14 protein-coding genes and 2 tRNA genes are annotated in these 25,415 nt (G+C 58.8%); 7 read left to right on the forward strand and 9 right to left on the reverse strand.

The genetic code is table 11. The annotated features are described in order from the left end of the window. The first annotated feature begins 575 nt into the window (after positions 1 to 575). On the forward strand, positions 576 to 3,887 hold the full coding sequence (locus tag OZY47_RS00085; RefSeq protein WP_277177939.1) for a CshA/CshB family fibrillar adhesin-related protein: 3,312 nt from the start codon (positions 576 to 578) through the stop codon (positions 3,885 to 3,887). 216 nt (positions 3,888 to 4,103) lie between these two features. On the opposite strand, the gene OZY47_RS00090 is transcribed toward OZY47_RS00085, so the two are convergent. The 6 genes from OZY47_RS00090 to OZY47_RS00115 all read right to left on the reverse strand — a co-directional run bounded on the left by OZY47_RS00090 (position 4,104) and on the right by OZY47_RS00115 (position 9,175). Continuing rightward, positions 4,104 to 4,634 carry a hypothetical protein gene (locus tag OZY47_RS00090; protein ID WP_277177940.1) on the reverse strand — a complete coding sequence of 177 codons (531 nt, stop codon included), beginning with the start codon at positions 4,632 to 4,634 and terminating at the stop codon, positions 4,104 to 4,106. 190 nt (positions 4,635 to 4,824) lie between these two features. Beyond that, the gene (gene feoB / locus OZY47_RS00095; protein WP_277177941.1) at positions 4,825 to 7,659 is read right to left on the reverse strand and encodes a ferrous iron transport protein B; all 2,835 of its coding nucleotides are present in this window, start codon (positions 7,657 to 7,659) and stop codon (positions 4,825 to 4,827) included. A gap of 52 nt (positions 7,660 to 7,711) precedes the next feature. Then, positions 7,712 to 7,885 carry a ferrous iron transport protein A gene (locus OZY47_RS00100; RefSeq protein ID WP_277177942.1) on the reverse strand — a complete coding sequence of 58 codons (174 nt, stop codon included), beginning with the start codon at positions 7,883 to 7,885 and terminating at the stop codon, positions 7,712 to 7,714. 299 nt (positions 7,886 to 8,184) lie between these two features. Beyond that, positions 8,185 to 8,700 (reverse strand): hypothetical protein, encoded by a 516-nt coding sequence (locus tag OZY47_RS00105; protein WP_277177943.1) that lies wholly within the window; start codon positions 8,698 to 8,700, stop codon positions 8,185 to 8,187. Positions 8,701 to 8,970: 270 nt separating this feature from the next. Further along, a tRNA-Ala gene (locus OZY47_RS00110) sits at positions 8,971 to 9,043 on the reverse strand. A 58-nt stretch (positions 9,044 to 9,101) separates the two neighbouring features. Beyond that, positions 9,102 to 9,175, reverse strand: a tRNA-Ile gene (locus tag OZY47_RS00115). 339 nt (positions 9,176 to 9,514) lie between these two features. Here OZY47_RS00115 and OZY47_RS00120 point away from each other — a divergent pair. Then, entirely contained in the window at positions 9,515 to 10,021 is a 507-nt protein-coding gene (locus OZY47_RS00120; protein WP_277179258.1) for a SprT family zinc-dependent metalloprotease, read from the forward strand. 628 nt (positions 10,022 to 10,649) lie between these two features. Further along, the gene (locus tag OZY47_RS00125; protein WP_277177944.1) at positions 10,650 to 11,465 is read left to right on the forward strand and encodes an SDR family oxidoreductase; all 816 of its coding nucleotides are present in this window, start codon (positions 10,650 to 10,652) and stop codon (positions 11,463 to 11,465) included. 352 nt (positions 11,466 to 11,817) lie between these two features. On the opposite strand, the gene OZY47_RS00130 is transcribed toward OZY47_RS00125, so the two are convergent. Together OZY47_RS00130 and OZY47_RS00135 are read right to left on the reverse strand one after the other, a co-directional pair. After that, positions 11,818 to 12,315 carry a DNA starvation/stationary phase protection protein gene (locus tag OZY47_RS00130; protein WP_277177945.1) on the reverse strand — a complete coding sequence of 166 codons (498 nt, stop codon included), beginning with the start codon at positions 12,313 to 12,315 and terminating at the stop codon, positions 11,818 to 11,820. A 510-nt stretch (positions 12,316 to 12,825) separates the two neighbouring features. Next, positions 12,826 to 14,223, reverse strand: coding sequence for a hemolysin family protein (locus OZY47_RS00135; protein WP_277177946.1), 1,398 nt, complete (start codon positions 14,221 to 14,223; stop codon positions 12,826 to 12,828). 334 nt (positions 14,224 to 14,557) lie between these two features. On the opposite strand from OZY47_RS00135, the gene OZY47_RS00140 reads away from it, so the two are divergent. From OZY47_RS00140 to OZY47_RS00155, 4 genes are all read left to right on the forward strand, one after another. Next, on the forward strand, positions 14,558 to 17,080 hold the full coding sequence (locus tag OZY47_RS00140) for a leucine-rich repeat domain-containing protein (protein WP_277179260.1): 2,523 nt from the start codon (positions 14,558 to 14,560) through the stop codon (positions 17,078 to 17,080). A 371-nt stretch (positions 17,081 to 17,451) separates the two neighbouring features. Continuing rightward, positions 17,452 to 18,015, forward strand: a complete 564-nt coding sequence (locus tag OZY47_RS00145) for a redoxin domain-containing protein (protein ID WP_277177947.1) — start codon at positions 17,452 to 17,454, stop codon at positions 18,013 to 18,015. 114 nt (positions 18,016 to 18,129) lie between these two features. After that, entirely contained in the window at positions 18,130 to 19,950 is a 1,821-nt protein-coding gene (locus OZY47_RS00150) for an FAD-dependent oxidoreductase (RefSeq protein ID WP_277177948.1), read from the forward strand. Between the two features lie 202 nt (positions 19,951 to 20,152). After that, positions 20,153 to 21,343 carry an ATP-binding protein gene (locus tag OZY47_RS00155; protein ID WP_277177949.1) on the forward strand — a complete coding sequence of 397 codons (1,191 nt, stop codon included), beginning with the start codon at positions 20,153 to 20,155 and terminating at the stop codon, positions 21,341 to 21,343. Positions 21,344 to 21,583: 240 nt separating this feature from the next. On the opposite strand, the gene OZY47_RS00160 is transcribed toward OZY47_RS00155, so the two are convergent. After that, the gene (locus OZY47_RS00160) at positions 21,584 to 24,448 is read right to left on the reverse strand and encodes a phosphoenolpyruvate carboxylase (RefSeq protein ID WP_277177950.1); all 2,865 of its coding nucleotides are present in this window, start codon (positions 24,446 to 24,448) and stop codon (positions 21,584 to 21,586) included. Between the last annotated feature and the right edge of the window lie 967 nt (positions 24,449 to 25,415).

Raw genomic sequence — 25,415 nt, forward strand, 5'->3', positions numbered from 1 at the left:
GTTTGAATCCCTCACCGCCCGTTCGCTGTTTCGGCGGGTCATTGATGGCATTGTGAATGCCCTGAGAACGGCTCGGTGATTGGGTTTTCGCCGCCTGATGTGAGCTGTGGATGCGCATCCTGCAGCCTGGGGCAAGGGGACTTACCCGGGCAACAAAGGTGTTGCCTCTGTGTTGCCTTGGTGTTGACGTTCCGCTGTGATGTCGAGTCTTGACGTATCGGCATGTCGAACTTGTGCCGACCTTGTGAATGTACGCGCTGAAATATTGGAAATTATTGGCTTTTCGGCTGATAGCGAGAATTGATAGAGAAATACATATTTCGTTTGCTGAATAATACGTAAAATGCGTGTAAACAACGTATCTGACATGTTATATAACGATTAACCAAAATCTAAAAAAGCAAATAAAAGCACGCCGAAAGCCCTGTTATCTAGCTAATTATGCGATTTCATTCCAGTTGTAATATAAAATAGTCATACTTTTTATATCCCAACGGGAGAACTTCAGAGGTGGTTTCGCCGCCTCTGATCGATGAGAGGAGCCAAAGATGGCGGGGCACAGTGGCTTGGCAAGGTTGGCAGGTTTCGTTGGCGCGCTTTCGATAAGCCTGGCGGGCATCGTGGCCTCGGGCACCGCGAGCGCGAACCCCTCAAGCGAGCCCTCGGTCGGCCCGCGGATCATCGCGACCGGTGGCGACGGCCGCATGCTCAACGACATCGATTGGGTGCAGTGGAGCGGCACCGACGGGGAAACGATCGATGGCGACAAAATTGTGTGGACCACACCTTCCAAAGTCGGCGATGACCATTGGCTCTCCACTCGTTGCGCGGTCACAACCCCGGGCGGCGGCGACAATCCGCTTTCGCCCGCATACCCAATCAAGGCCTATAGGTCAGGCGGGTATTCGGGTGACGGCCTGCCATATATGTATAACCAAGGCGGATCCGGTGGCTCCAACACCATGGTTACCGGTCTGGCGAACTCGTCGCAAGGCGAGAAGGTGACGTTTGACTTCACTTGCGACACGTATTTGATTGATTCCACCACGAGCCCGTCGCTTGACTCGTCCACGAACCCCTCTTCATATACCGCTGTGCCCATGCAGGGCCTGGTGTTCGCCGATGCGGAGTCCAACAATTGGAATTGGAGCCAATCCGAATACATCAAAGCCACTCCGCAGACTCAGATCTCCAGCGCGACGCCCGTTTGGCGTTTGCTCGATAGCTATCGCGAGCCTGGCTGCGGTACGAATTCGGTCGCCGAGCTTAACGGCAACACCATGCGTTTCCGTTCCGATAACACTCAATGTTCCAGTAGCGTAGGCGGCGCGGGACCTGCTTCGGTGATGTTTTTGCAGGGTTCGCAGAGTGCGCGTGTGACGCTTAAAGGCGGCGGTGTCACTGCTGTGGCTTTGGGTAGTATCGCGCTTTCCGATTTCGGCGACGCTCCTGAAAGTTACGGGGTGGCGAGTTCGGTCTTCCAGCCGCAATGGACTGGTGGCGCACTCGGAACTGATATCAGCGGAACGCCTTATAGCACTGCTGATCCCTATGATCCTGATACGAGCATGGTCGGCGGCACTTTGTTCAATCTTTCGGACGCCAAGGATAGCTCTGTCGGCTCACCTAGCAATTTAGCCAAAACCGACGAGCCCACACCTCAGTTGGGTGAGCATGAGGATTCCGAATCGGATGTGCATTATTCCACCGACGCGAATTGGGATGATACCAACGGTGTCAATGACGAGGACGGGTTGGATGCCATAGCGCGTGACGGTACGACGGGCAACATCAAAATCAATCCTGCCTCTGACGGCACGTTCACGCAGAAGGTGGCTTGCCAATCCACTGCCGCGGCCGAAGTCAAGGGCTGGATCGACTGGGATCACGATGGTCACTTCGACAATACCGACGAAGGCAGCGACCAACAGGCTTGCGTCGCCGATTCCAGCTCGGCCACGGGCTCTTCGGCCACGCTGACATGGAACGTTCCCGCCGATGCCCAGCGTGCGGTGAAGGGTGAGGGATCGCTCACGCAATCGTTTGAGCGCGTGCGCATCACCGCCGAAACCGACCCCATGAGCACCAACATCATGCGGCTCACGCCCACCGGCGTCACCACGAGCGGCGAGGTGGAGGACTACGCGGTCGACGTGCATGTGCCGATGCTCAATGTGCGCGTGAACCTGCCCGATGGTCGTCACGATCCTTTGGACCAATTCAGGATATCCACCAAGAACTCCTCGAGCGTCGAAGTCGACAACACGACCACGACCGGCGCGGCTTCGAATGTCCAGTCAGACCAGATCGGCCCGAAATATTTTGCCGACGGCACTGACTACACGGTTTCCGCGCCGCTTGCGGGAGGCTCGGTCAGCACCGAAAGCCGGTATTCCAACAATCTTTCGTGCGTCGATCTGGCCCACGGCAATGCTGTGGTGACGACAGACGCCAACGGCAAATTCACCATGCCGGCCGATTCCAATGTGCAGTGCACCTTCACCAGGTCGGTGCGCTCCAATCCGACATTGAAGGTGACCACGCACGTCAACGGCGGCAGCGCGATTCCGTCTGATTTCCCAACCGTGGCAACGCTTACCCCCGGGGGTGGAGCGACGGCACTGACGAGCGGTTCCCCGGTTTCGCTTACCGAGGGTTCTTACAAGATCACCACGGATATGACAGGCAAACCCAACTACGAGGTGACGAGCCCGCTGGCCTGCACGCTCGACAGCTCACCGATCAGCCTCACCGATGCGACGGTGGCGCTCGCCAATGGCCAGAATGTCGTCTGCGATCAGACCGTGGCGCCCAAAGCGGCGACGTTGACGTTGAAGACGGAAGTGGAGCGTGGCGACGCGCAGCCCAGCGACTTTGACTTCACGGTGGCGACCAGCGGCGGTTCGACGACCTATACGGAGAACAATCCGCAGACCTCCGCCGGCGGTATCACCGGCGTGACCGGCTCTTCCGTGTCTGGCTATGACCAGGATGGCGATATCGTCTACTACAAGAACAGCGACACCACCCACTCCACCCAATTGACTCTGGCGCAGGCGAACGCGGCGTTGGCCGACGGCGAGAGCGTGACCGGCATCCGCAAGGTCACCAACCACACGGCCAAGTTCATCGTTCATCTCACGCGCGACTATAACTATGGTGGCACGGCGGCGGGCGACGGTTCGGAGATCAAGCTGAAGCCACAAGGCGGCAGCGAGAGCGCGGTTACGCTCGATACTTCCAGGTTCATTGGTTCTGGCGTCTATTCGGTCGAGCAGCTGCTGCATGACGGCTATGAGCAGACCAATATCAAGGTGACCGTGAATGGCACCGAGGTCACCATCGCTTCCGACGGCACGTTTACGGTTCCTGCCGACGCCGACGTGGTGGTGGAGCTCAAGAACAAGGATAAGCCAGGCGAGCTGCAATGGGACCGCACCGACATCGACACCGGCGCGCTGCTGCCAGGCTCCGAATGGACGCTCTACGGCCCCGATTCGCAGTCGCTTGATGTGCCGGACTGCACGGCCGGGCCTTGCACCGGTCTGGACCAGGATCCGACGCCTGGCAAGTTCAGCGTGACCGGCCTCAAGTGGGGCCGCTGGACGATCGCCGAGCGCACGGCGCCGGCGGGCTACGGGCTTGTCGGCCCGCAGGACCTGACGCTGGACCCCTCCGAGGGCCAGAGTGGTCTGCTGAAATCCACGCTTTTCCGCAACGGCACGCCAGTCGACATTGGGTCGCAAGGGCTTGGCACGGGCGATGGCACGCTTTCGTCCACCGGCGTCAACGTCTTCTCCATGACCGCAATCGCCGTCGCGGCCCTGGCATGCGGCCTGGTGCTCAACGCCTGGTCGCGCCGCCCCAAGCCCCGTCACGCGAGGTGACCGGCTGGCCGGTCGGCTGGCTGGCTGGTCGGCTGGTCGGCTGACTGGCTGGTCGGCTGGCTGGCTGGTCGGCTGGTCGGCTGACTGGCTGACCGGCTTCAGGCAAGCTGACTCCCGCTAAAAGGAGCCCTGCCCGCTAAGCCGAAACCAAAAGCGCGGACGAGAGGAGTCCCCTCCGTCCGTGCTTTGCTGTTTAGGCTGGCATTTCCCTCTTTGTTATTTATGCAACCGGGCCTTGAGGCGGGCGAAGACGGACTGACGCTTGCGGATGGCGGCGGGGAGGATTGGGCAGCTGGCACAGACCAAGGACTCTGGGTCGGGGTCGCAGCCCTCGCCGGTGGTGGAGTTGCAGGAGCGCAGGTCGTAGACGTCGAGGCGGCCGGCGGCGCGCTCGCGCTCGATGATGAGGTCGACCAAGTCGAGCGGCAGGCTGAGCCGGCTGGCGATCATGCGCGGCGTCTGGCCGTGGGTGAGGCCGTCGATGACGTTCGCTGTGATGGAGGATTGCGATTTGCCGCGAGTTGTTGCGTTCTCTCCATTGTGAGGTGAGGCGACTTTGCCGCTGTGAGATGGCTTCGATTCCTTGTTGCGTGTTGACGCCGTATTGTCAGCGCTGAATACGGACGAATGGTGATGATTCTGCGATGAATCGGCTGTCTGCGTAGCACGGAATCCTTCGGACTGATGTTTTTCGTGTTCCGTGCTGTCGAGCTTGTTGATAGGGGAATCGGGAATCGTTGGTATCATGCGAATCTCGATTTTTTGAATAGTTTAGTTTTGTCATCTCCACAGCACGGAAGCGATAAAACTTGCCGTGACACCATTCGATGCTGCGGTATGGATGATATAGCTCTGAAATTCGTGCGCACGATATTCAACGCGCGACTCGGGTGAGACGGGGAGAAGGAACGAGACAGCGTGGCTGACTCTACGGAAGTCATAACAATCGCCCGACTTGGAAGACGATGATCGCAAGGATATAGGCCACTATCAGCCCTGTGCCCACCGATTGCAGCGCGAATTTCATGCCATATTGTCGCTTCATCTCGGCCACCGTCGCCAGACACGGTGTATAGGCGAGGATGAAGATCATGAAGGCTGCGGCAGCCGCGTTGGGATGCCCGTCGCTGGACTTCTCGAAGCTCTTGTGCACCGCCTGGCCGAGGCTCCCCTGGCCTTGTGCCTGCTCGGACTGGTTGCCGGAATCGTTGATGGCGTAGCTCTGTGAAAGCGAACCGACCACGACCTCCTTGGCGACGAAGCCGGTGACCAGCGCGGCCGAAGCGTGCCAATCGTCGAAGCCGGCGGGCTTGAAGACGGGCGCGATAGCGGATGATGCGGCGCCGAAGACGGAATTCTCGACTTCATCGACATGGCCGAAGGAATTGGTGCCCGCGGCCCCCGCCGAAATCGGGATGGCGGAAAGCACCCAGACGACGATGAGCATGGTGACGATGACCGAACTCGCGCCGGTGATGAACGACCAGAGGCGCTGCAGCACGGACTTCAGCAGTTGCAGGAGCCGCGGCATCTGATAGGGCGGCAGTTCCATGGCGAACGGCTGGGTCTTCAAGTCCTTGAACTGCGTCTTGCGCAGTGCGAAGCCGACCGCCAGGATGATGACGATGGAGCTGACGTACATCAGGAAGATGGCGACGCCCGCGAATTTGCCGAAGAACGCGTAGGCCAGCACCACGTAGACGCTCAGGCGGGCCGAGCACGAGGTAAACGGAATCAGCAGGCCAGTAAGCAAACGTTGACGCGAATCGGGCAGCGTGCGCGTCGAAGCCAACGCTGGCAGGTTGCAGCCGAAGCCGACCACCAAAGGCAGGAAGGCCCGTCCGTCGAGGCCGATCATGCGCATCGCGCGGTCCATCACGAACGCGGCGCGCGCCAGGTAGCCCGAATCCTCGAGCAGCGAGAGGATGATGAACATGATGCCCATCGGCGGGATGAACGTGCAGACCGTGATCGCGCCGTTCAGGAAGCCGTCGACAATCAGCGAGTAGAACCACCCGTCGAGCGACCCTTTGCCGGCGATGGCGGTGAAGATCCAGGCGATACCGTCGGTGCACCAGCCGCGCAGCGTGACGTCGAACCAGTCCTGCAGGGGGCCGGCCAGCGTCGTGGTCGCCTCGAAGACGAGGAACATCGTGATGAGGAAGACGATGAGGCCCACGGCGGGGTGGAGCAGCACGCGGTCGAGCTTGTCGGAGAAGGTCTCGCGCGTGGCCGTGGTGGTCGCGCCCTGCGGCAGACCCTTGTTGATTTCCTTGAGCTTGGCCGCGATCCATTCGAAGCGTTCGTCGGCGGTGGCGCGCACCCACTGCGAGACCTCGTCCTGCGAGGCGCTCGCGGGCGGCGCGGCGATGCCGGTGACCGGCTTCGGCACAAGCTGCACGTGGATCTCGCGGGCGACGTCCGTGCCGCCATCATCGAGCGTCGGGCCGGATTGCCGTTCGAGTGTGGAGGTTGCGGTGTTTGCGGCTGTGGCTGTGGCCGTTACTGTGGCGTCGGCCGCGTTCTCCGCTTTCGTTAGCGCGGCTTCCACGACCTCCGAGGCCTTACGTGTGGCGTCGAGAGCTGTTTGTTTGGCCGTTTTTGAGACATTTCCCGTGGAAGGCTTATCGGTAGGTGGTTCCGCGTCTTCGGAGGTTTTGGTGTCTTTGGCGTCTTCTGTATTCTCGGAGACGGCAGTGCCGTTAAGACTCGAGGCGCTGGCGTTGGTTTTGTCGTCGGCATCATCATCGGTTTTCGTGCCGGTGCCGGCCAGTTTCGTGTCAGCCGTTGAGCTATTTGACTCTGGAGTCTGTTTATTCTCCCGCGGCCGGGTTGGGAATTCAGCTTGCGCCGATGATTGTGTTTGGGTATGAGTCTGCATCTTCGTCTGAGTCTGCGCCTGAATTTCGGTGAGCATCGCGTCGATAGCGTCGAGCAGCGTGGTCTTGCCTTCGCCGGTACGCCCATCCACGCGGACCATAGGAATGCCCGGAAGCACGCGTTCAAGCCGTTTCAGCGTGATTGGCGAGTCCTGCTTCTCGGCCAGATCGAGCATGGTGACCGCCACGATGATCGGCATTCCCAAATCCATGAGCTGGCTGAGCAGATAGAACGATTTCGAAGGCGAGGTGGCGTTGAACGCGAAGATGATGACGTCGGGGCGCGCGTAGTGGCTGCGGCCCATCGCGGCCTCGCCGGCGACCTGCTCGTCCGGGCTGTAGGCGTCGAGCGAGGCGGTGCCCGGGGTGTCGATGAAATCCCAGCGTTCGCCATCGCGTGTGAGGCTGCCCGACTCCACCAAAACCGTGGTGCCAGGCGCGTTCATCACCGTCGCGTTGGCGCCGAGAATCGCGTTGAACAGCGTGGATTTGCCGACGTTCGGATTGCCGACGAAGACGATGCGTGGATTGGCGTGGTGGGCTTCGGCTCCTGCGCCGCTATCCATGCCCGGCATCCCTGCCATATCGCCGGCGTCGCTGTTGGTGTGGCCGTGGCCCGCGTCGTGGCCATGATGGCGTTGTGGCAGCAATACCGCCAGCCCGCGCCGATGATGGTGGCCGCCGTGCCCTCCGCCGCCGTGGCCGCAATCGGCTGGTTCCGGCATGTTGTCGGCGTCATTTGGATTGCTGGATTCGTTGGAATTATTGGGATTACTGAGAGTATCGAGATTGTTCTGTTCTTTGTCAAGTACCCTGCTGTCGCTATCGGTACCATGGTTTTGGGGCGACGAAATCACCTGAGCGGTGTTTGACGTGTCGTGATCATGTACCATATCTGCGCTTAGTCTAGGGCTGCCCGGTACAGGCAACGGAACAAAAACGATTTTAGCGGGTAGTGACGAAGATATGTCGCGCCGTCGCGCCATCGACCGCGATGCGCTCGCCGCCGTGTGCCACCACGCATCCGCCGAACACGGATTTCTGGATGACGCGGATTGGTTCATGGACGCGGAAACCCAACTCGCCCAACCTAAAGCGGTTGCGAGCTTCGAAATCCATCCTGCATATCTCCACGTCCACGCCGAGTGGGCACGTCCGTAACGATTCAGCCATACTCAGGACATTAGTTCATTGCGCGTTTCGAGTAAAGCGATTTTTTCGAAAATCTTACTATTTTTCAAATTTTGATAATTGAATGTTGTTTAAGAAATATAAATTGCGATGTCGTCAGCTTCATATGCCAGCACGCTTCGTGATTGCAGGGAATTGATACCGATAGGCCTTAGCCCGTTGAATGAGCTAAGGCCATGTCTTAAGGTCCTAATGAGTCGGCGATTCAACCATGATCAATGACTGATTTAGCGCCATTCGCCCATACTGACAGTGACGACGTTGACGTTTGCTTTCGTTCCGTCTACGAGGCATCTTACGCCGGTCTTTTGGTCGTCGACCTTCGCATTGTAGACGGCCAGGCCTTGTTCTTTCCCGAGACCTTGCTGCCATTGCTGTTGTCCCAATATGGCGTGGCTGTTGTATGTTCTGCCGCTGAAGAGCTGGCTTTGCGCGGCCCTGTCGCAGGCTACCACTGCGCTGCCATAGTCGATGCCTCCACTGGTGATGAACTCACCCGTGTTGGACTGACCTGCATCGCTCTTGGAAGAGGTGGAGGCTTCGTTTTGGGGTTTGGTTTGTGGCTTGCTTGCCTCCGCGCTTGTCTGGGTGTTTGCTGTGGCGGTTGGTTTGGTGTTTGGCTGTCCGATAAGACCTACGATGAGGAACGAAAGAACGAGAGCGGTTAGCAAAGTGAGCAGAGCGGCTTTGATTTTGTGCTGCCTGATCCAGTTGTTGATTTTTTCAGTGTGCTTTGAAGGCATACTTTCTCCCATATTTCTTGATTGATTAATAGACAGAACGAGTGTAACTATCTGGATATGGATTATACGTAGTTTTATAGTCCAGCTCGCGTAGCTATTGCAAGATGAGTGATGACGGAGTTATACAAGGATTAATATTGGCTGGCGCTTCGGCCTTGCACCCCTTGTGCATCTTTTGATTTGCATAAATGTGTCAAATGCCGGTCAAACTTGCCGAGAAATTGAAAACAGAAAAACCCGCAGAGCATTGAGATCCCATGGATTTGAAAGTGGAGCTAGCCGGGTTCGAACCGGCGACCCTCTGCTTGCAAAGCAGATGCGCTACCAGCTGCGCCATAGCCCCGAAACTACAATGATTCTCGGCCATGAAATCATTGGGATTTGTAAGTGAGAACCTTGCGTGGGCCCGGGAGGACTTGAACCTCCGACCTCATCCTTATCAGGGATGCGCTCTAACCAGCTGAGCTACGGGCCCATCGTCACGCCTTAAGACGTACAAAGAGAGAGTTTACCAGTTCATCGTTGATAGTCAACCTTGCGGCTTCGCGTGTCGTGAATGATTGTTGAAGATATGTTGGCCGGTTCGATGGGCTTTGTAGAAAGCGGATAACGCGATGCCGTTTTACTCGGTGGGATCCCCGCTGGGATGCTCGTTGAGAGGTTAGACGGGCGCGATGAAGGGCCGCTGGCTCCGCCGGTCAATTGCGCGCGAGACAATGGTGGTATGCCTTATCGTCGTCGTTCATCAGCCAAAGTGGTGGCTCGCGCCGTGCTGCGCGTCGACGATTTTGACGTCCTGGTGACGCGCAAGACTATGCGCAACATGTATCTGCGCGTCAAGCCGCCGCGGGGCGAGGTGGAGGTGAGCGCGCCGGCGAGGATGAGTGACCGGCGGATTCGCGAGTTCGTGCGTCAGCGGCGAGGCTGGATCGAGCAGCAACGGCGGCGGATCGTGGAAAAGGCTGTGTCGCCGGGGTTTGGGTGGTCCGACGAGAGCAAGGCCCGCGCGAAAGCCAGCATCGAGGCGCAGCTGCCGGATTTGCTGGCGCGGTGGGAGCCGGTCATCGGTCGTAAGCCCAGCCATATCACCCTTCGCCTCATGACCTCACGCTGGGGGTCATGCACGCCTTCGACCGGGCGGATCCGGCTCAACCTGCAGCTGGGGCTTATGGATCCGAAGTTCCTTGAATACGTGCTCGTGCACGAGATGACGCACCTTTGGGCGAGCGGGCACGGCGTGGAATTCCAACGGCGGATGAGCGAATATCTGCCGAATTGGCGGGCGCTTCGTCGTGAACTGAACCGTGAGCTGGTTTGGTAGTTGAAAACGACTAAATCAAAAAATATTCATATGTTTCAATAATTTTACGGGCTAAAGTGGCCGTAACTTGGGCGAAAACCGTGTAATACAGAAAATCTCGCTCACACTTTAGGGGTGATAGTCGGGGCGTTTCGTTGGAATTCCAACGAAACTAATTCTGTATCGGGCCTTAAGTGTGAGGGCACTTTTGGAACACCCCGAAAACTCGGGTTACAAAAGTGAACGATGCAAAGCCCTAAACGGCGGAATCTCAAGGATTCCACTTTTGTATCGGCCACTTTTGTAACCGTTGTTTCGGGTGCCATGCGCACCCAAACCGGGGCATTTAAAAACGGAACGTTGGAAACAGTACGGTTTCTTTTGGAAACCACCCGTTTGGGTGTGCGCCATCTTGGAATGGTCCTCACACTTTAGGAGCGATTGCCGGGGCGTTTCGTTGGAATTCCAACGAAACCGATTCCGTATCTGGCCTTAAGTGTGAGCCGCTTTCCGTTAGCCGGCCTATTTTGCCGTGATAACGTCGGTGGTCGATTGCAACAGTTTGGAGTAGCGTTGGTGGTGGATTGCCGCAGCCCCTGTCGGGGCGTGGTGGCGAACGCAACGAACGTAAACGGCGAGGAGGCCTCAAATGGCGGGAATATCGGCTGGAAATCAGGAGAACACACAGGTCAGGCTCGGCAGCACCATGACGTCCAAGCGCGCGGTGGTCGCGGGCGCGTCAAGCGGTATCGGGCGTGCGACGGCGATGCAGTTGGCGTCGGCCGGGTGGAAGGTCGTGGCGCTGGCCCGGCGCGAGGACAGGCTTGAGGAGCTCGCGGACCAGCTTGGCGACTCGTGCGAGTACGTGGTTTGCGACGTCACTGATGAGGATTCGACGCAGTCCGCCGTTGACGAGGTGCTCGCCGGCGGGCCGGTGAAGGCGCTGGTCAATTGCGCCGGCGGGGCCATTGGGCAGGATCGCATCGAGGATTGCGACCTTGAGGACTGGCGGCGGATGTATGACGTCAATGTGCTCGGCACGCTGCGCATCACGCAGAAGCTGCTGCCCGCGTTGAAGTGCGCTCCCGGTGGCGGCACGGTGGTCGTCGTCTCGTCGACGGCTGGCATCGAGTCGTATGAGGGCGGGGCTGGATATTGCGGCGTGAAGGCGGCCGAGCGCGCGCTGGCGCAGACGCTGCGGTTCGAGGAGGTCGGCCAGCCGTTGCGCGTTATCGACGTGGCGCCCGGCATGGTGGAGACCAAGGAGTTCTCGCTCAACCGTTTCCATGGCGACCAGGCCAAGGCCGACGCGGTGTACGCCGGTGTGCCGAGCCCGCTGACTGGAGACGATATCGCCGAGTGCATCGAGTGGGCGCTCGACTTGCCCGATAGCGTCGACATCGATTCGCTTGTGGTGCGCCCGCGCGCCCAGGCCTCCGCCCAGCGCGTCTACCGCGAACGCTGAGTGATCTGGACGGGTAATTCACAAGGTTTGGTTGCGTTTGTGACGCTGATCGGTTGGTTTGCGTCACAAACGTAATGGGTTAGCAATGAAAAGTTGCGTTTGTGACGCTGAATGGTTGGTTTGCGTCACAAACGCAAGCCGGCGAAGGCTTTCGTGTTTATATTCCGTGTAATACATAAAAGCGCGCCGCCATCCATATTGAAGTGGATGGCGGCGCGTTTATCGGCTATCTGGCTGCGAGTTTGCGGAAAGGCTTATGCGAATGCGTTTGCCTGGCGTAACTGAACAGTGCTAAACAGCTGGAAACAGTACCAAATAGCCCTAGCGGAACAAAGGTTCCGGCGAGGCCGAATCAGGCGTGGGCCTGCTCCTCGATGAGGTGGCTGTTCATGAACCAGTTGAAGTGCTCGAGTTCCTGAACGTGGTCCTGCATGATGTTGGAGCTGATGATGTCGATCGGGTCGAGCTCCTCGTAGGCCTTGCGCTCGGCGACGATGAAGTCGGCGTAATAGTCGACCAGCGCCTTGAGGTAATCCTGCGTGTTCTTGCGGCCCATGAGCTTGAACTCGGGCCAGGTGCGGTTGTTGATGATGGACTCGGGGGTGCCCTCCGCGCTGCCGCCAAGGGTGGCGATACGCTCGGCGGTCTCGTCGGCCATGTTGCGCACGGCGTCGACCTCGGGGTCGATCATCTCATGCACGCCGATGAAGCTCGGGCCGGCCACGTTCCAGTGGGCGTGCTTCAGGATCAGCGAGGCCTCCTCTTCCTGCGCGAGACGATTCTGCAGGATGGAGACGATTTTGTCGGATGTTGCCTGGTCGATGCCGGGGCTCAAGAATTCTGCTGCCATGATATTTTCCTTCCCATGAAGTCTCGTGTGAAGTGCTTCATGTAGTTTCAATTCTACCGATTCGGGGAGTTCGCTGGGAAGTTTCTTAAGCCCGTCCGTTATGAGCTGAGAGGGCTTGAAATCGTTGGAATAAAGCCGTTTCTTTGTGTATTTTTCTGCGCTGGATGGGCTGTTTGTCGTACAAAAGTTTGCACCTATTGACGGGCGAAAGCGTTATATGCAGGACATATCACGAAAAACTAGACAAATTATACATCCACTGTATGGAAAAAGTGCCCTGAAAGCGGGCGGAAATTTTCGAATAGCGCCATAATCGCGCCACTCACCTTGCCTCAGTGGCGGTTTTATGGCGGAATCAGCGAGTGGATTGATATGACGCTTCGCCCGCCTCGCCTGTTTTCTGCCTCATTTTCTATGGAAGTGAGGCAGAAAAACGTAAAGTGAGGCAGAAAGTGAGGCAGAAAACGGGATTGGCCATGAACGAAGGCGGGTCTCGTCCGATCGGCTGAGTTACTCAGACTTGGGCGAATGCTTCGAATCACTGGAATCGCTGGAATCGGAACTGGAATTGCTGGAACCAGTAAGGTTGCTCGCGTCGTCGGCGGCGGCACCACTGCGGCGCACCTCGATCGTCTCGATGCGGCGGCCGTCCACCTGGGTGACGGTCATGTCGTAGCCGTCGTCGGAGTGCAGCACCTCGCCCACCTCGCCCATCTGGCCGGTATGCGCGAGGAAGTAGCCGGCGACGGTCTCGTAGGGTCCGTCCTCCAGCTCGATGCCGGTGAGGTCGGCGAAGTCCTCGATGGTCATGCCGCCGTCGACCGTGGCCACGCCGTTGACGAACGCCGATTTTCCGCCGTCCGCCGGCTTGCCGCTGCCCTTCTCGTCGGGCAGGTCGTATTCGTCGCGGATGTCGCCCACTAGCTCCTCGGTCATGTCCTCAAGGGTCACGATGCCGTCGGTGCCGCCGTATTCGTCGATGACGACGGCCAGGTGGATGCCGCGTTTGCGCAGCAGCTCAAGGCTTGGCAGCAGCTTGGAGGTGCCGGGCAGGCTGATGCCTTCGCGGGTCACGTCGGCCACGGTCTTGGCGTTCGGGTCGCGCACGTCGAGCAGGTCGCGCACATGTACGAAGCCGATCACGTCGTCGAAATCCTTGCCGATGACCGGGTAGCGCGAATAGGGCATCTCGTGGATGTACTTCGCGGCCTCCTCGAGCGTCTCGTCACCGTCCAGGAAGACCACGTCGGCGCGCGGCCGCATGACCTCGGCGACGATGGTGTCGGAGGCGTCGAACACGTCGTCCAGGATGGTGCGCTCGTCGCGGCTCAGGCGCGAGTTGGAGTTGACCAGCACGCGCAGCTCGTCGTCCGAGACCTCGCTTTCGGTCTCGTTCGGGTCGAAGCCCAGGAGCCGCACGATGCCGTTGGTGCTTTTGCCGATAGCCCAGATGATGGGGCGGCAGATTTTGGCGAAGATGTCGATGGCGGGCACGGCGGCGCGGGCGATTTGCTCGGTGCGCTGCATGGCGATGCGCTTGGGCGCCATCTCGGAGATGACGATGGAGAAATAGGAGATGATGAGCGTGAGCACGATGGTGGTGCCGGGCGCGGCGATGCGGCTCGGCACGCCCCAGCCCTCGACCACCGGCACCACGTAGGGCGCGATGGAGGATTCGCCGAACGACGCCGAGAAGAAGCCGGAAAGCGTGACGCCGATCTGCACGGTGGAGAGGAAGGTGTTGGGGTCGCGGGCGATCTTGGCCACCTTGGCGCCGCGCGCGTCCTCCTGCTCCATCTGGTCGATCTGCGAGCCGCGCAGGCTCACGAGGGCCAGCTCCGTGCCGGAGAACACCGAACCAAGCACGAGGAAGACGAAAATCAGCACAATATTCAACCCGAGGGACATGCCTCCAGTCTAGAAGAGCGGCGGGTCATTATTTTATGCCAGCTTTGTGTTTGCCTTATGCCAAGCTGACGCATGCCGATTTGCGTATGTCAACAGCGTTTGACAAAAGTATGACTTATGTATTATGTCAAGCTGAAAATTATTTGACATTCAAGATAAATATGCTAAGTTTTTGGCATAAAAATGTTAAAATTGTCTTGTTTTGAATTGTTGTGTAATACAATAATTCCGTAAAAATAAACACTTATTAAAAACGATTTATAGTTATCGCAATTTCAGCAGATTGCTGGCATCGCGAGAGTAGTGTGCGTTCGAGCGTCACGTTTGGGGCGTGATGCGCCAAGGCCGCCAGAAAGGGGTTGTTGTGCGGGCGCGGGTGCGTAGGTGGTTGTGGATCGCCGTGGGGGCAGTGGTGTTGGCGCTGTTCCTTGGCGCAGCCGTCGTCGCCTTTGCGCAGAAACCCGATTTGGCCGGTCGTATGGATAGCGCAGCCGCGAGGGGCACATCATCCATTTCAGTTTCGCAAAAAGGCAAAGGAACGCCTGGCACAAATTCGTCGGCAACGCACAAGGGACATTCCAGCTCCCAGACACAGCCGAAAAGGAACCAAGCTCAATCCGACGGCATGAATTCTGTGAATCTGTCGGACCATGCCATCAACGACGCCAGCTCCAACGTGACCTATCCGTCGACCTACGATCTGAACGGAGGCACGGGAATCTCGCGGGCCAATTCCGCAAGCGATGCCCAGAATGGCGAACCGACCCGGGACGGCATGAAATTCGTGGGCTGGTCGACCACGAAACTGCCTCCGTTCGACTCTCTTTCGGCCGCCAAAGCCCACGTGACAAACGCAACGGCGACCCCGGCGGCCAAGGGAACGATGCATGCCATATGGGTACGGGATTCCTATACGGTGACGTACAAGACGCAGATGAATTCCAGCGGTGTTGCCGACGCGGCAACGACGCTCAAGACGGATACGGTGTCTGCTGGCGAGCCAACCTCGCCTCCGGCCTCGCCGGCTCCCTATAACCAGGGCGTCAAATTTATGGGCTGGGGCGTGAGCAAGGATGGCACGGATGCCAGCGGCGAGGGCATGATGACCCCGTTCGACACGACGGCGCCAGTCAACGGTAACGAGACGGTATGGGCGCTGTGGGGTTATGAGGATGCTGTGGCAGGGCACAGGTGCGTCATGAGTGTGGATACGGTCGCCACGTGCTTCCCCGATTCGGTTTTGGCGAACGCGGTGGTCAACGCGGCGCAAGCGACCGACGCCCACCAAACCACGGACGTGTGGACGCTGCGTGACGCGTTGCATTTCGGCGATCTGAACTACAACGCGACTACGGGACATGAGCTGGACGATAATCCTCTCAACATCTCCGAGCTGGACGGCTTGCAGACGCTTACGGGCCTGGGGCGGTTGCATATCAGCAACGTTTCCGGGAACACGCTTAATACTCACAGCCGTGATCTGCACCAGCTGAAATATCTGGATAAGATGCAGAACCTCTTCGCGAATGGCGATGGAATAACCAGCGTGAGCAATCTTTCGGGAATGCAGCAGATGCAAACCCTGTATCTTGACAACAACAGCATTTCCAACCTGAGCGGCCTTTCCAGAATGTGGGATTTGCAGACCCTGAAGCTGGACAACAACCGCATTTCCAATCTCTCGGGCCTGGTTGTGTCTCCCACTGAGCATCTGTCCAGAATCACGGAGCTGGATCTCAATAACAATGCGATCGGTGATGTGTCGCCGTTGGCTCCGCTTACGACATTGAATACATTGAAGCTTCAGAACAACCAGATCGATTCCATCGCTTCGCTGACGCCGTTGACGGGAATGTATGCGCTGTACCTGGACAACAACAAGATCGGCGATATCAGCGTCATCGACGATGCGCATTTTCACTATTTGGGTATCCTTGGATTATCCCACAACGAGATCAGGAACATCAGTTCCTTGCGTGACGTAACCAGTCTCAAGCAATTGTGGTTGCATCATAACGACATTTCGGACGTGTCGCCGTTGGCGGGCTTGACACAGCTGAACACGCTTTATATCGGCAGCAACCATATCCGCGATATTTCGTCGCTGAGCGGCTTGACGGGATTGAATTGGGGCACTCCAGACACTTGCGATGTCGGTAATTCCAGCTTTTGTGCCGACAAGCAGGACGTGACCTTACCGCAAGGAATCGCCGATCCTGGGCTGTCGATGTCGACGGCGGTGACGTTGAAGAAAGCGGCCGACGGATCGGTTGCCGGCGCGGCCGTCGATCCAACGTCCATCCACTCCGCCACCCCTGGCGCCCGATTCGATGCCGAACACCAGCAGCTGACGTGGGACGGCCCGATGCAGTACAACAATGACAATTCGGCGAAACCTCTGACCCAGACGTTCGACGCACAAGGGCAATTGCCCAATACCGTTGGAAACTTTTCGGGCACTATCACCGAGCTGTACACAGTCGCGCAGCATACGGTCACGCTCGACCCTGGTGAGGGCACGTTGCCTTCTAGCCAGCCGTTGACGATGCAGGCGTATAGCGGCTACAAGATCGCGGCTCCGACTTCGAAGCCTTCCCGGGACGGCTATCGCTTCATGGGCTGGACCTGCGCCGCCGATGTTGCGGGGGTCTGCCACCAAGGTGATTCGTTTGACTTGGCCAATACCGCGGTGACCAAGGACGTGACGTTGAACGCCGAATGGCGGGAGTGGGAGACCGGGCTGCCCTTCACGGGCATTCCGAAAAACGGCGTGCTGCTCTTCGGCCTCCTGCTCATTGGCGCGGCGGCCGCATGGGGTGGCGCCGCATCGCTTCGTCGCCGTCTGCACCGGCGCTGATTCGCCTCTCATCCCGGAGGTGGCCGCGGCTGCCGGAAAGGCTGTCGGCCGGCCTGGTCTGTGGTGCTGTTCGGGGCATATTCGTCATTCGTTTTGAACACCATGCCTGAAATTCCAACGTTGCCGGTAATCAAGGCATTGTGCGCAAACAGCTTTCATAAGACGAAAAAAACGGCGAAATACCCAAATGTCAACGTGAGATTATCGTTTTTGGCGGTACGGTAGATTTGATGGCGATAGTAGTTTCGTCGTGTCCGTGTTCAAGCATCGACTTCACATTGCGGTACCCGATAGGTGCGGATATGGCGGGAGCATGTCGCCGATAACGCAAAGTACGCAGAATATACGTTAGAGATAAGAGGTACTTGAATATGACAATGTTGCAGCACGAGATTACCGATTTCACCGCCAATATCTTCCTGGACAACCAGTTCAGCAAGCTCACCAAGGCGGACATGCTCGGCCACTGGTCCCTCGTCTTCTTCTATCCCAACGATTTCAGCTTCGTTTGCCCCACCGAGCTCGAGGACCTCGCCGACCACTACGACGAGTTCAAGAAGGCCGGCTGCGAGATCTACGGCGTCTCCCACGACACCGAGTTCGTCCACAAGGCCTGGCACGAGGCCAACGACAAGATCGCGAAGATTCAGTTCCCGATGGTCGCCGACCCCACCAACACGCTTTCCCGCGATCTCGACAGCTATGACGAGGTCAATGGCCAGGCCGAGCGCGGCGATTTCATTCTGAGCCCTGAGGGCAAGGTCGTGGCCTACGAGGTCATCTCCTCCAACGTCGGCCGCAACGCGGAGGAGATTCTGCGCCGCGTCGAGGCCTCGCAGTTCGTTTACGAGCACGGCGACCAGGTCTGCCCTGCGAAGTGGGAGCCGGGCGACGAGACCATCGCCCCGAGCCTCGACCTCGTCGGCCAGCTCTGATCGCTTCCCGATTCTGCCGAACAGACAGTTCCATTTCGTCTATGCCGTTCCGGGCCGGTTGGGTGTGCCAATGGTTCGAATAGCGCGGAAACTGAATGGTAATGTAAGGAAATCATGAAACAGCAAGATGATTTGTACGATGTCGTGGTGATTGGCGGCGGGCCTGCTGGTTTGACCGCCGGGCTTTACCTGGCACGCGCGCGATATCGTGTGCTGATCCTCGAGAAAGAGGACTATGGCGGGCAGATCACCATCACCAACGAGGTGGTCAACTACCCGGGTGTCGCCAAGATCGACGGGCGCACGCTCACTGAGACCATGCGCCAGCAGGCCGAGGATTTCGGTGCCGAGTTCATGTCGGCCGACGCCACCTCGCTCGAGGTCAAGGGCGACATCAAGACCGTGCACACCAACCGCGGCGACCTGAAGACTTTCGGCATCCTCGTGGCCACCGGCGCCAACCCGCGCAAGATCGGCTTCCAGGGCGAGGCCGAATACGCCGGGCGCGGCATCTCGTATTGTGCCACGTGCGACGGCGAGTTCTTCAACGGCAAGGAGGTCATCGTCGTGGGCGGTGGCTTCTCCGCGGCCGAGGAGTCCGTATTCCTCACCAAATACGCCAAAAAGGTCACCGTGCTGGTGCGCAACGATGATTTCACCTGCGACGCGTCCGTGGCGGCCGAGGCCAAGAACGACCCCAATATCGAGATTCGCTACAACACCGAGATGAAGTCCGTCTCCGCGGGCGAGGGCGGCCTGGTCAGCGCCGTCTTCCATGACCGTAAAACTGGCGAGGATATTGATTGGAAGCCGACCGAGAGCAAGAACTTCGGCGTTTTTGTCTTCGCGGGCTATGTGCCGCAGACCGGCATTCTGAAGGGCGTCATCGATCTTGACGACTATGGCTACGTGATCACGCACGGCTACCTCGAGACCTCCGCCGCTGGCGTCTATGCCGCGGGAGATTTGCGCGAGAAGAACCTGCGCCAGGTGGTCACCGCCGTTTCGGACGGCGCCGAGGCCGGCGTGGAGCTCGAGCGCTACGCCAAGGACATCAGCGAGAAGACCGGCTTGGTGCCGCCTCGCCCGACCAGCTCGAACTATGAGAAGCGCGAGGCCGAGCAGGCTCGGAAGGCCGCCGGATCCGGCACCTCCCCTGCGCCGGCGCCGACATCCGCCGCTTCCGCTTCCGTGGGCTCTGCGAACGGTGGCAAGGCCAAGACCTCCGGGTTCTTCGACGACGCCATCCGTAAGCAGCTCGATGTGGTCTTCGGCCGGATGAGCCAGCCGTTGGTGCTTGAGCTCGCGCTCGACAAAACCAAGCTTTCGCAGGAGCTAAAAGGCTTTATCAACGAGCTGGTCGGGCTCAGCGGCGGCAAGCTTTCTTTGGTCGTCGCGCCTGAACCGGTGGATGGCGAGGAGGACGCCGACGGCCGCGCCAAGTTCGACGTCGAGGGCGTGATGCCGATGGCCCGCCCGTGCGTGCGCCTCTGCAAAGTGGGCGCGGACGGCAAGCCGCAGTCCACCGGGCTTGCGTTCCACGGTGTGCCGAGCGGCCACGAGTTCAACTCGTTCGTGCTTGGGCTTTATAACGCGGCCGGCCCCGGCCAGTCCGTCGACAACGACACCCAGCAGCGCATCGAAAAGCTCGGATTGGACGGCGGCACCACCGACGTGATGGTGCTCGTCTCGCTGACCTGCACGATGTGCCCCACCACGGTGCTTTCCGCGCAGCGCATCGCCGCCGGCAACCCGAAGGTGCGCGCCGAGGCCTACGACATCTCGCACTTCCCGGAGCTGCAGAGCCAGTACGGGGCGATGAGCGTGCCGTGCATCGTGGTCAACAAGGCCGCGCTTGACGGCACGACTTCGCAAAAGGTCGAGTTCGGCAAGAAGACCGTCCCGCAGATGCTCGATCTCATTGACGAGGCGTAATTACAAACTTCGTTTGAACCATTCTCAAGACCTCCCCGGCTGATTCCGGCGGAGGTCTTTTTATGTTAATTGTCCAGTAGCGGCTATGTTAATTGTGGAGTAGACCCTATGTTAATTGGGGAATAGACTTTATGTTAATTGTGGAGTAGAGTCTATGTTAATTGTGGAATAGACGAAGGAAATCGTTGAGGGTAGGCCAATTATGAGTAAAGTCAGCACGAAGATGGTTCCTCGGAAAATCACGATGAAAATGCGGGAGCTCGCCGAACAGTTTCCTGTCATCTCGCTCACCGGCGCGCGACAGACCGGCAAGACCACCCTGCTTCGCGAGGTCTTCAACGATTACACCTATGTCTCTCTTGAAAATCCGAAACTGCGGGCGCTTGCGCAAACCGATCCCGACACGTTCTTCAGCCAGTACAGTAATCATGTCATTTTCGACGAGGCACAACGGGTGCCGGAGCTTTTCTCGTATCTTCAGGGCATCGTCGACGAACGTCGGCAGGAGCCCGGGCAATTCATTCTTTCCGGTTCGCAGAACTTTCTCTTGATGAAGTCCATCTCGCAGTCCTTGGCCGGCCGCGTCGCGTTGCTGTACCTTATGCCGTTTTCCCGAGCGGAACTTAAGAACGCTGGCAGAGATCCTGGCGCGATGGACGAATGGATGTGGCGAGGCGGATACCCCCGGCTTTACGATTCCAAAATCAAGCCGGCGGATTATTTCCCGAACTATATCGACACCTACCTGGAGCGCGACGTTCGGGCCGAGCTCGGCGTGCGCAAGCTGGCGGCGTTCGAGAACTTTTTGGCGCAATGTGCGGTGCGCGACGGCGAGCTGCTCAATTACACGGCGCTGGCCAGGGCCTGTGGGATTGACAGGAAAACGGTGGACGATTGGCTTTCCGTGTTGGAATCCAGCTTTATCGTTTACCGAGTGTATCCGTATTATAAAAATTACGGAAAGCGCTTGGTGAAAACCCCGAAACTGTATTTTTACGATACCGGGCTGGCCGTCTACCTGTTGGGCGTTGATTCGTCGGAAAGCCTCGCGCTGAGCAAGTATCGTGGGCCGTTGTTCGAGAACACTGTGGTCAATGCGGTCATGAAGGAATACTACGTGCGCGGCCGAAAGCCGACTATCTATTTCTGGCGCGATACCAACCAGAAGGAGATCGACCTGGTCATTGAAAAGGGTGGCGAAGTGCAGTACTTGGTAGAGGTCAAGGCTTCTGCCACCTACGATTTGCACGCCTTCGCGCGGGTCGACGAGCTCGGTGAAACCATGGGCCTGCCCAACGACCGTCGCATCGTCGTCTACGGTGGCGATCAATCCCTCAACACCCGTTTCGGTCGGCTGCTCACCCTAGACGACGTTGCGCAGCTGGTGGTGTGAAACGTTATAAGTTACGGTGGTGTACACGCTTTCACGGGTGTTTTGGGCCGTTTCATGCACGCTTTCATAGGGTTATATAGGTGATTCATGCACACTTTCACTGCACTTTTGGGTGGTTTACTGCACGCTTTCACTGATTTGGAGTCGCAGCTGAGCATAAGAAAACGCCGCGGACGAATACCGGATCAATGACGATTCGCGAACGTCTGCGGCGTTTTCTTAGCTTAATCAGCTACAAACTCAGCCGGTGTTCTGCAGGCCGGCGGCCACACCGGAGACTGTGCAGAGGATGAGGTAGGTGAAGCCACCGCGCTGTTGGTCGCGGGCCAGCTCCTCGTTGTCCGTCTTCTTGGGCGCGACGGCGCTTGCCGCGGGAGCCTTACCGTTGGCCTTCGCCTTGGCGGCTTCGGCGTCCTGCTTCTTCTGCAGCTCACGCTGGCTGCGCAGGGCGAGCACCTGGATGACGGAGAGGATGTCGACGTACGGCGAACGCACGCGCACGGCCTGGCCGAGCACGTGGCGGTGCTGCAGCGGCCACTGGTCGCCGACGATGGCGAGCACCCACTTGCGGGTGAGCTCCATCTCGTTCAAGACCTTGTCGCGCAGATCGTCGCGGTCGCCCAGCGCCAGGTACATCTTGGCGATGCGCTCGTCGGTCTTGGCCAGCGACATCTCGATGTTGTCGATGAACGTGGAGAACATCGGCAGCTCCTTGTAGGCGCCGCGCAGGGTCTTGAGGTCGCCGAACTCCTCGCACGCGGTGCCGAGGCCGTACCACGCGGCCAGGTTGATGCGTGCCTGTGCCCAGGAGAAGACCCACGGAATCGTGCGCAGGTCATCGAGCGACTTGGCGCCGAGGCCGCGCTTGGCGGGGCGCGAGCCGATGGGCAGCAGGCCGATTTCGGTCAGTGGCGTCACGGTGGAGAACCAGGGGGCGAAATCGGGCGTGTTGATCAGATCGAGGAAGCGCTTGTGCGCCGAATCGTCGAGCTTTTCGGCCATGCCCCAGTACTTCTTGGTCATCTCTGTGTTCGTCTTTTCCATGCTCGGAGCGGACTGGAGCAGCGTTGCGGCCGCAACGGACTCGACGTGGCGGATGGCCAGCACCTGGTTGCCGTAGCGGGCGAAAATGCTCTCGCCCTGCTCGGTGAGCTTGAAGCGGCAGTTGACGGAGCCCTTGGGCTGAGCCAGCACCGCGCGGTTCGCGGGGCCGCCACCACGGCCGACGGCGCCGCCACGTCCGTGGAAGAGCGTCAGGTCGATGTCGTGCTTCTTGGCCCACTCTGCGATGCGTCCCTGCGCCGAATGCAGCGCGAGCGTCGCGGTGGTCGGGCCGGCGTCCTTGGAGGAATCGGAGTAGCCGAGCATGACCTCGAGCTTGCCACCGGTCGCCTTCAGGCGGGCTTGTACCTCAGGGATTTTGATCATTTCGTCAAGCACGTCGACGCAGTTCTGCAGGTCCTGCAGCTGCTCGAAGAGCGGGATGACGTCGATGGTCGGCACATCCTCGGGGTTCGAGAACGCCATGCGGTTGAGCTCGTAGACGTCGCGAATGTTCTGCGCGGACTTGGTAAACGAGATGATGTAGCGGCGGGCGGCCTTCTGGCCGTTGCGCTTCTGGATGGCGCCGAGCGCGCGGAAGGTGTCGAGCACCTCGTGCGTCATCGGCTGCAGTTCACCGCGTTCGCCGTGCAGACCGTGCTCGCGGATGTCTTCGAGGGCGCGGGAATGAACGAGCGAATGCTGACGGAACTCGGTCTCCACGAGGTGGAATCCGAAGGTCTGCGCCTTCCAGATGACGTCCTGCACCGGGCCGTAGGCCGCACGCTTGTCACCGGCGGCCGCCAGCGAACGCTGCACGATCTTGAGGTCGGCGATGAAGTCATCGCAGCTCTTGTACATCAAATCGGCGTCGCGCACCACGGTGTAGTGCAGGCGGTCGGCCATGACCAGCATGACCGCGCGGTGCATCTCGTGTGAGGAAGTGGCGGCGGCCTTGTCGGTCAGGCGCTCGCTCATCTCCTTCTGGTGGTTCCAGAGGTTGACGAGTTCGTCGCTCGGAGGCGTGGTGACGGCTTCCATGGTGAGGTTCGTGCCGGCGGTGCGGGTCGCCTTTTCCAGCGCTTCGATGGCGTGGTCGCTGAATTTGCGGGCCACGGCACGGCTGACCTTGGCGGTGACGTTCGGGTTGCCGTCGCGGTCGGTGCCGATCCAGGAGCCAGGGTGGAAGAACGCGGGGCATTGCGGCTCGGAAATTCCGGCCTGGTCGCCCAGGATCCAGTCGTCGAAGCGGCGATAGACCTGCGGGATGGTCTCGAACAATGTGTTGTCGAAAATGTCGATGATGGTGTCGGCTTCCTCGACCGGTGTCGGCTTCTTGGCGCCGATTGGCGAGGTACGGAAGAGCGCGTCGATCTCGTTGTAAAGACGACGGTAGTTCTCCTTCTTGTCGGAGCCGCCCATCAGCTTGCCGGCGCTCAAAAGCGTGGCGATGCGACGTATCTTGCCCTCGACGGCCTTGCGGCGGGCCTCGGTGGGATGTGCGGTGAAAACGGGATGGAACTCGAGCTTGTTCAACAGCTTCTTGGCCTTGGCCGGACCCATCTCGTTGATGAGCTGGTGGTAGGCGCCGGTCAGTTCGTTGACGGGATCGGTGGCCGCTTCCTCGCCCACGTTCGCCTCGCGCTTGTGCAGCACGGAGACGCGGTAGTTCTCCTCGCAGAGATTCGCCAGATGGAAGTACGTGGTGAGCGCACGCGCGAGCAGCTGCGCCTCGTGGACGTTGAGGCTGTCGATGACCTTCTCGGCCTTCTCGAGGTTGTCTTCCTTGGGCTTTTCCTTGCCGATGGTCTCCGCGTAATGTTCGGCGCTCGCCTTGACGGCGTAGCCGCGCACAGTGTCGAACGTGGAGAGCAGATCTTTGTCGTACTCCCCGAGCACGGTGCGCAGAATCTCAAGGCAGAGTGCGAGATCGTCGTTGAGCGATTGGGGAAGATCACGCTCCTCGGGGCCCTTGGTCCCTACTCCGGAAGTGAAAAGCGCGGCATCAGGCTGCGTGATCGGTTGATTGTTGTCTGGCTGATTATTTTTGGTATGTTGAGCCATTCGAACCTCCTTCAAACCAAGCGTCCGGTTGTTCGATCTGTTGGCGTTCCGCGGCTCCTCCGCGGTTGTGGTGCCATCTGTTGCGAACCCAAAGCCTTTGCTTGGTGAGTTCGTCTTGATTGTAGGGTGACCTAAACGACATTTACGGGGCGTGGATTGGCGATGTTCATATTGCGGACGGATTGGGGTTGGATTGCTTTGAATCGCTGCGCAGAAACCCAAGACTTGGATGGTGCAAAATGCTCAATGCGAATGGTGCAAAATGTAAGATGAAACTGGTGTAAAATGTATGATGCAATGTCGCTTGGGTGTGGTTTAGGCTTTTAAATCAATGGTATTAGGCTGGTTCAGGAAAGTATTGAACACAATCGCGTAATGGAAATTCAATCCGTTTGAATATTGAATATTGTGTATTACCGCTGAGGGTAATTTAGAGGCAAAGTGCTAGAAATGGGTGTCGGACACGCCCAAACATATGCGACGTACCGGCATATTAGATTCCAACGAAGTTTGGGTATGGAGAGCTCTGTTCATTAGGAGTGTGGTGTGGCGTGCGAGACGCTGAGAAAGACGGCGAGAAGACGCTGAAAGGCGATGGGGGAAGTCGATTATGGCGATGAACGATGCGAGTTCGATTGACGGAGACGCTGCTGAAGGCGATGCTATTGATGCTGAAGCTGGCGTGAGTGGGCGCCGAGGTTCCGGCGACGTCGAGGGCGCGGAAGCGATCGGGGAAACCAGTCGGGACGCGGTGGCCGAGGATATCGAGAAGACGGTGAACAGTGGCGACGAGGCCGGGGATGAGTTTGGGCTTGACGATATTTTCGGGGATCTGGACGAATCCGATTCCGAGGAATACCGGCGCGTGGCCGAAGCGGTAGCTTCGATTGATGATGGCGGCGGCAAAGGCGATGGCAGAGGCGAAGCGGCTGGTTCCGAGGCCCGCGGCGACCACCGGGCCAAGGTG

Source organism: Bifidobacterium sp. ESL0790 (assembly GCF_029395435.1).
Classification (GTDB): Bacteria; Actinomycetota; Actinomycetes; order Actinomycetales; family Bifidobacteriaceae; genus Bifidobacterium.

Bases quoted from the DNA above. Each gene is read 5' to 3' on its own strand.
- OZY47_RS00130 (WP_277177945.1), bottom strand. From the start codon at position 12,315: ATGGCAGCAGAATTCTTGAGCCCCGGCATCGACCAGGCAACATCCGAC.
- OZY47_RS00140 (WP_277179260.1), top strand. From the start codon at position 14,558: ATGCGCCAAGGCCGCCAGAAAGGGGTTGTTGTGCGGGCGCGGGTGCGT.
- OZY47_RS00155 (WP_277177949.1), top strand. From the start codon at position 20,153: ATGAGTAAAGTCAGCACGAAGATGGTTCCTCGGAAAATCACGATGAAA.
- OZY47_RS00150 (WP_277177948.1), top strand. From the start codon at position 18,130: ATGAAACAGCAAGATGATTTGTACGATGTCGTGGTGATTGGCGGCGGG.
- OZY47_RS00120 (WP_277179258.1), top strand. From the start codon at position 9,515: ATGCGCAACATGTATCTGCGCGTCAAGCCGCCGCGGGGCGAGGTGGAG.
- OZY47_RS00125 (WP_277177944.1), top strand. From the start codon at position 10,650: ATGGCGGGAATATCGGCTGGAAATCAGGAGAACACACAGGTCAGGCTC.
- OZY47_RS00160 (WP_277177950.1), bottom strand. From the start codon at position 24,448: ATGGCTCAACATACCAAAAATAATCAGCCAGACAACAATCAACCGATC.
- OZY47_RS00135 (WP_277177946.1), bottom strand. From the start codon at position 14,223: ATGTCCCTCGGGTTGAATATTGTGCTGATTTTCGTCTTCCTCGTGCTT.
- OZY47_RS00090 (WP_277177940.1), bottom strand. From the start codon at position 4,634: ATGATACCAACGATTCCCGATTCCCCTATCAACAAGCTCGACAGCACG.
- OZY47_RS00105 (WP_277177943.1), bottom strand. From the start codon at position 8,700: ATGCCTTCAAAGCACACTGAAAAAATCAACAACTGGATCAGGCAGCAC.
- OZY47_RS00100 (WP_277177942.1), bottom strand. From the start codon at position 7,885: ATGGATTTCGAAGCTCGCAACCGCTTTAGGTTGGGCGAGTTGGGTTTC.
- OZY47_RS00145 (WP_277177947.1), top strand. From the start codon at position 17,452: ATGACAATGTTGCAGCACGAGATTACCGATTTCACCGCCAATATCTTC.
- feoB (WP_277177941.1), bottom strand. From the start codon at position 7,659: ATGGTACATGATCACGACACGTCAAACACCGCTCAGGTGATTTCGTCG.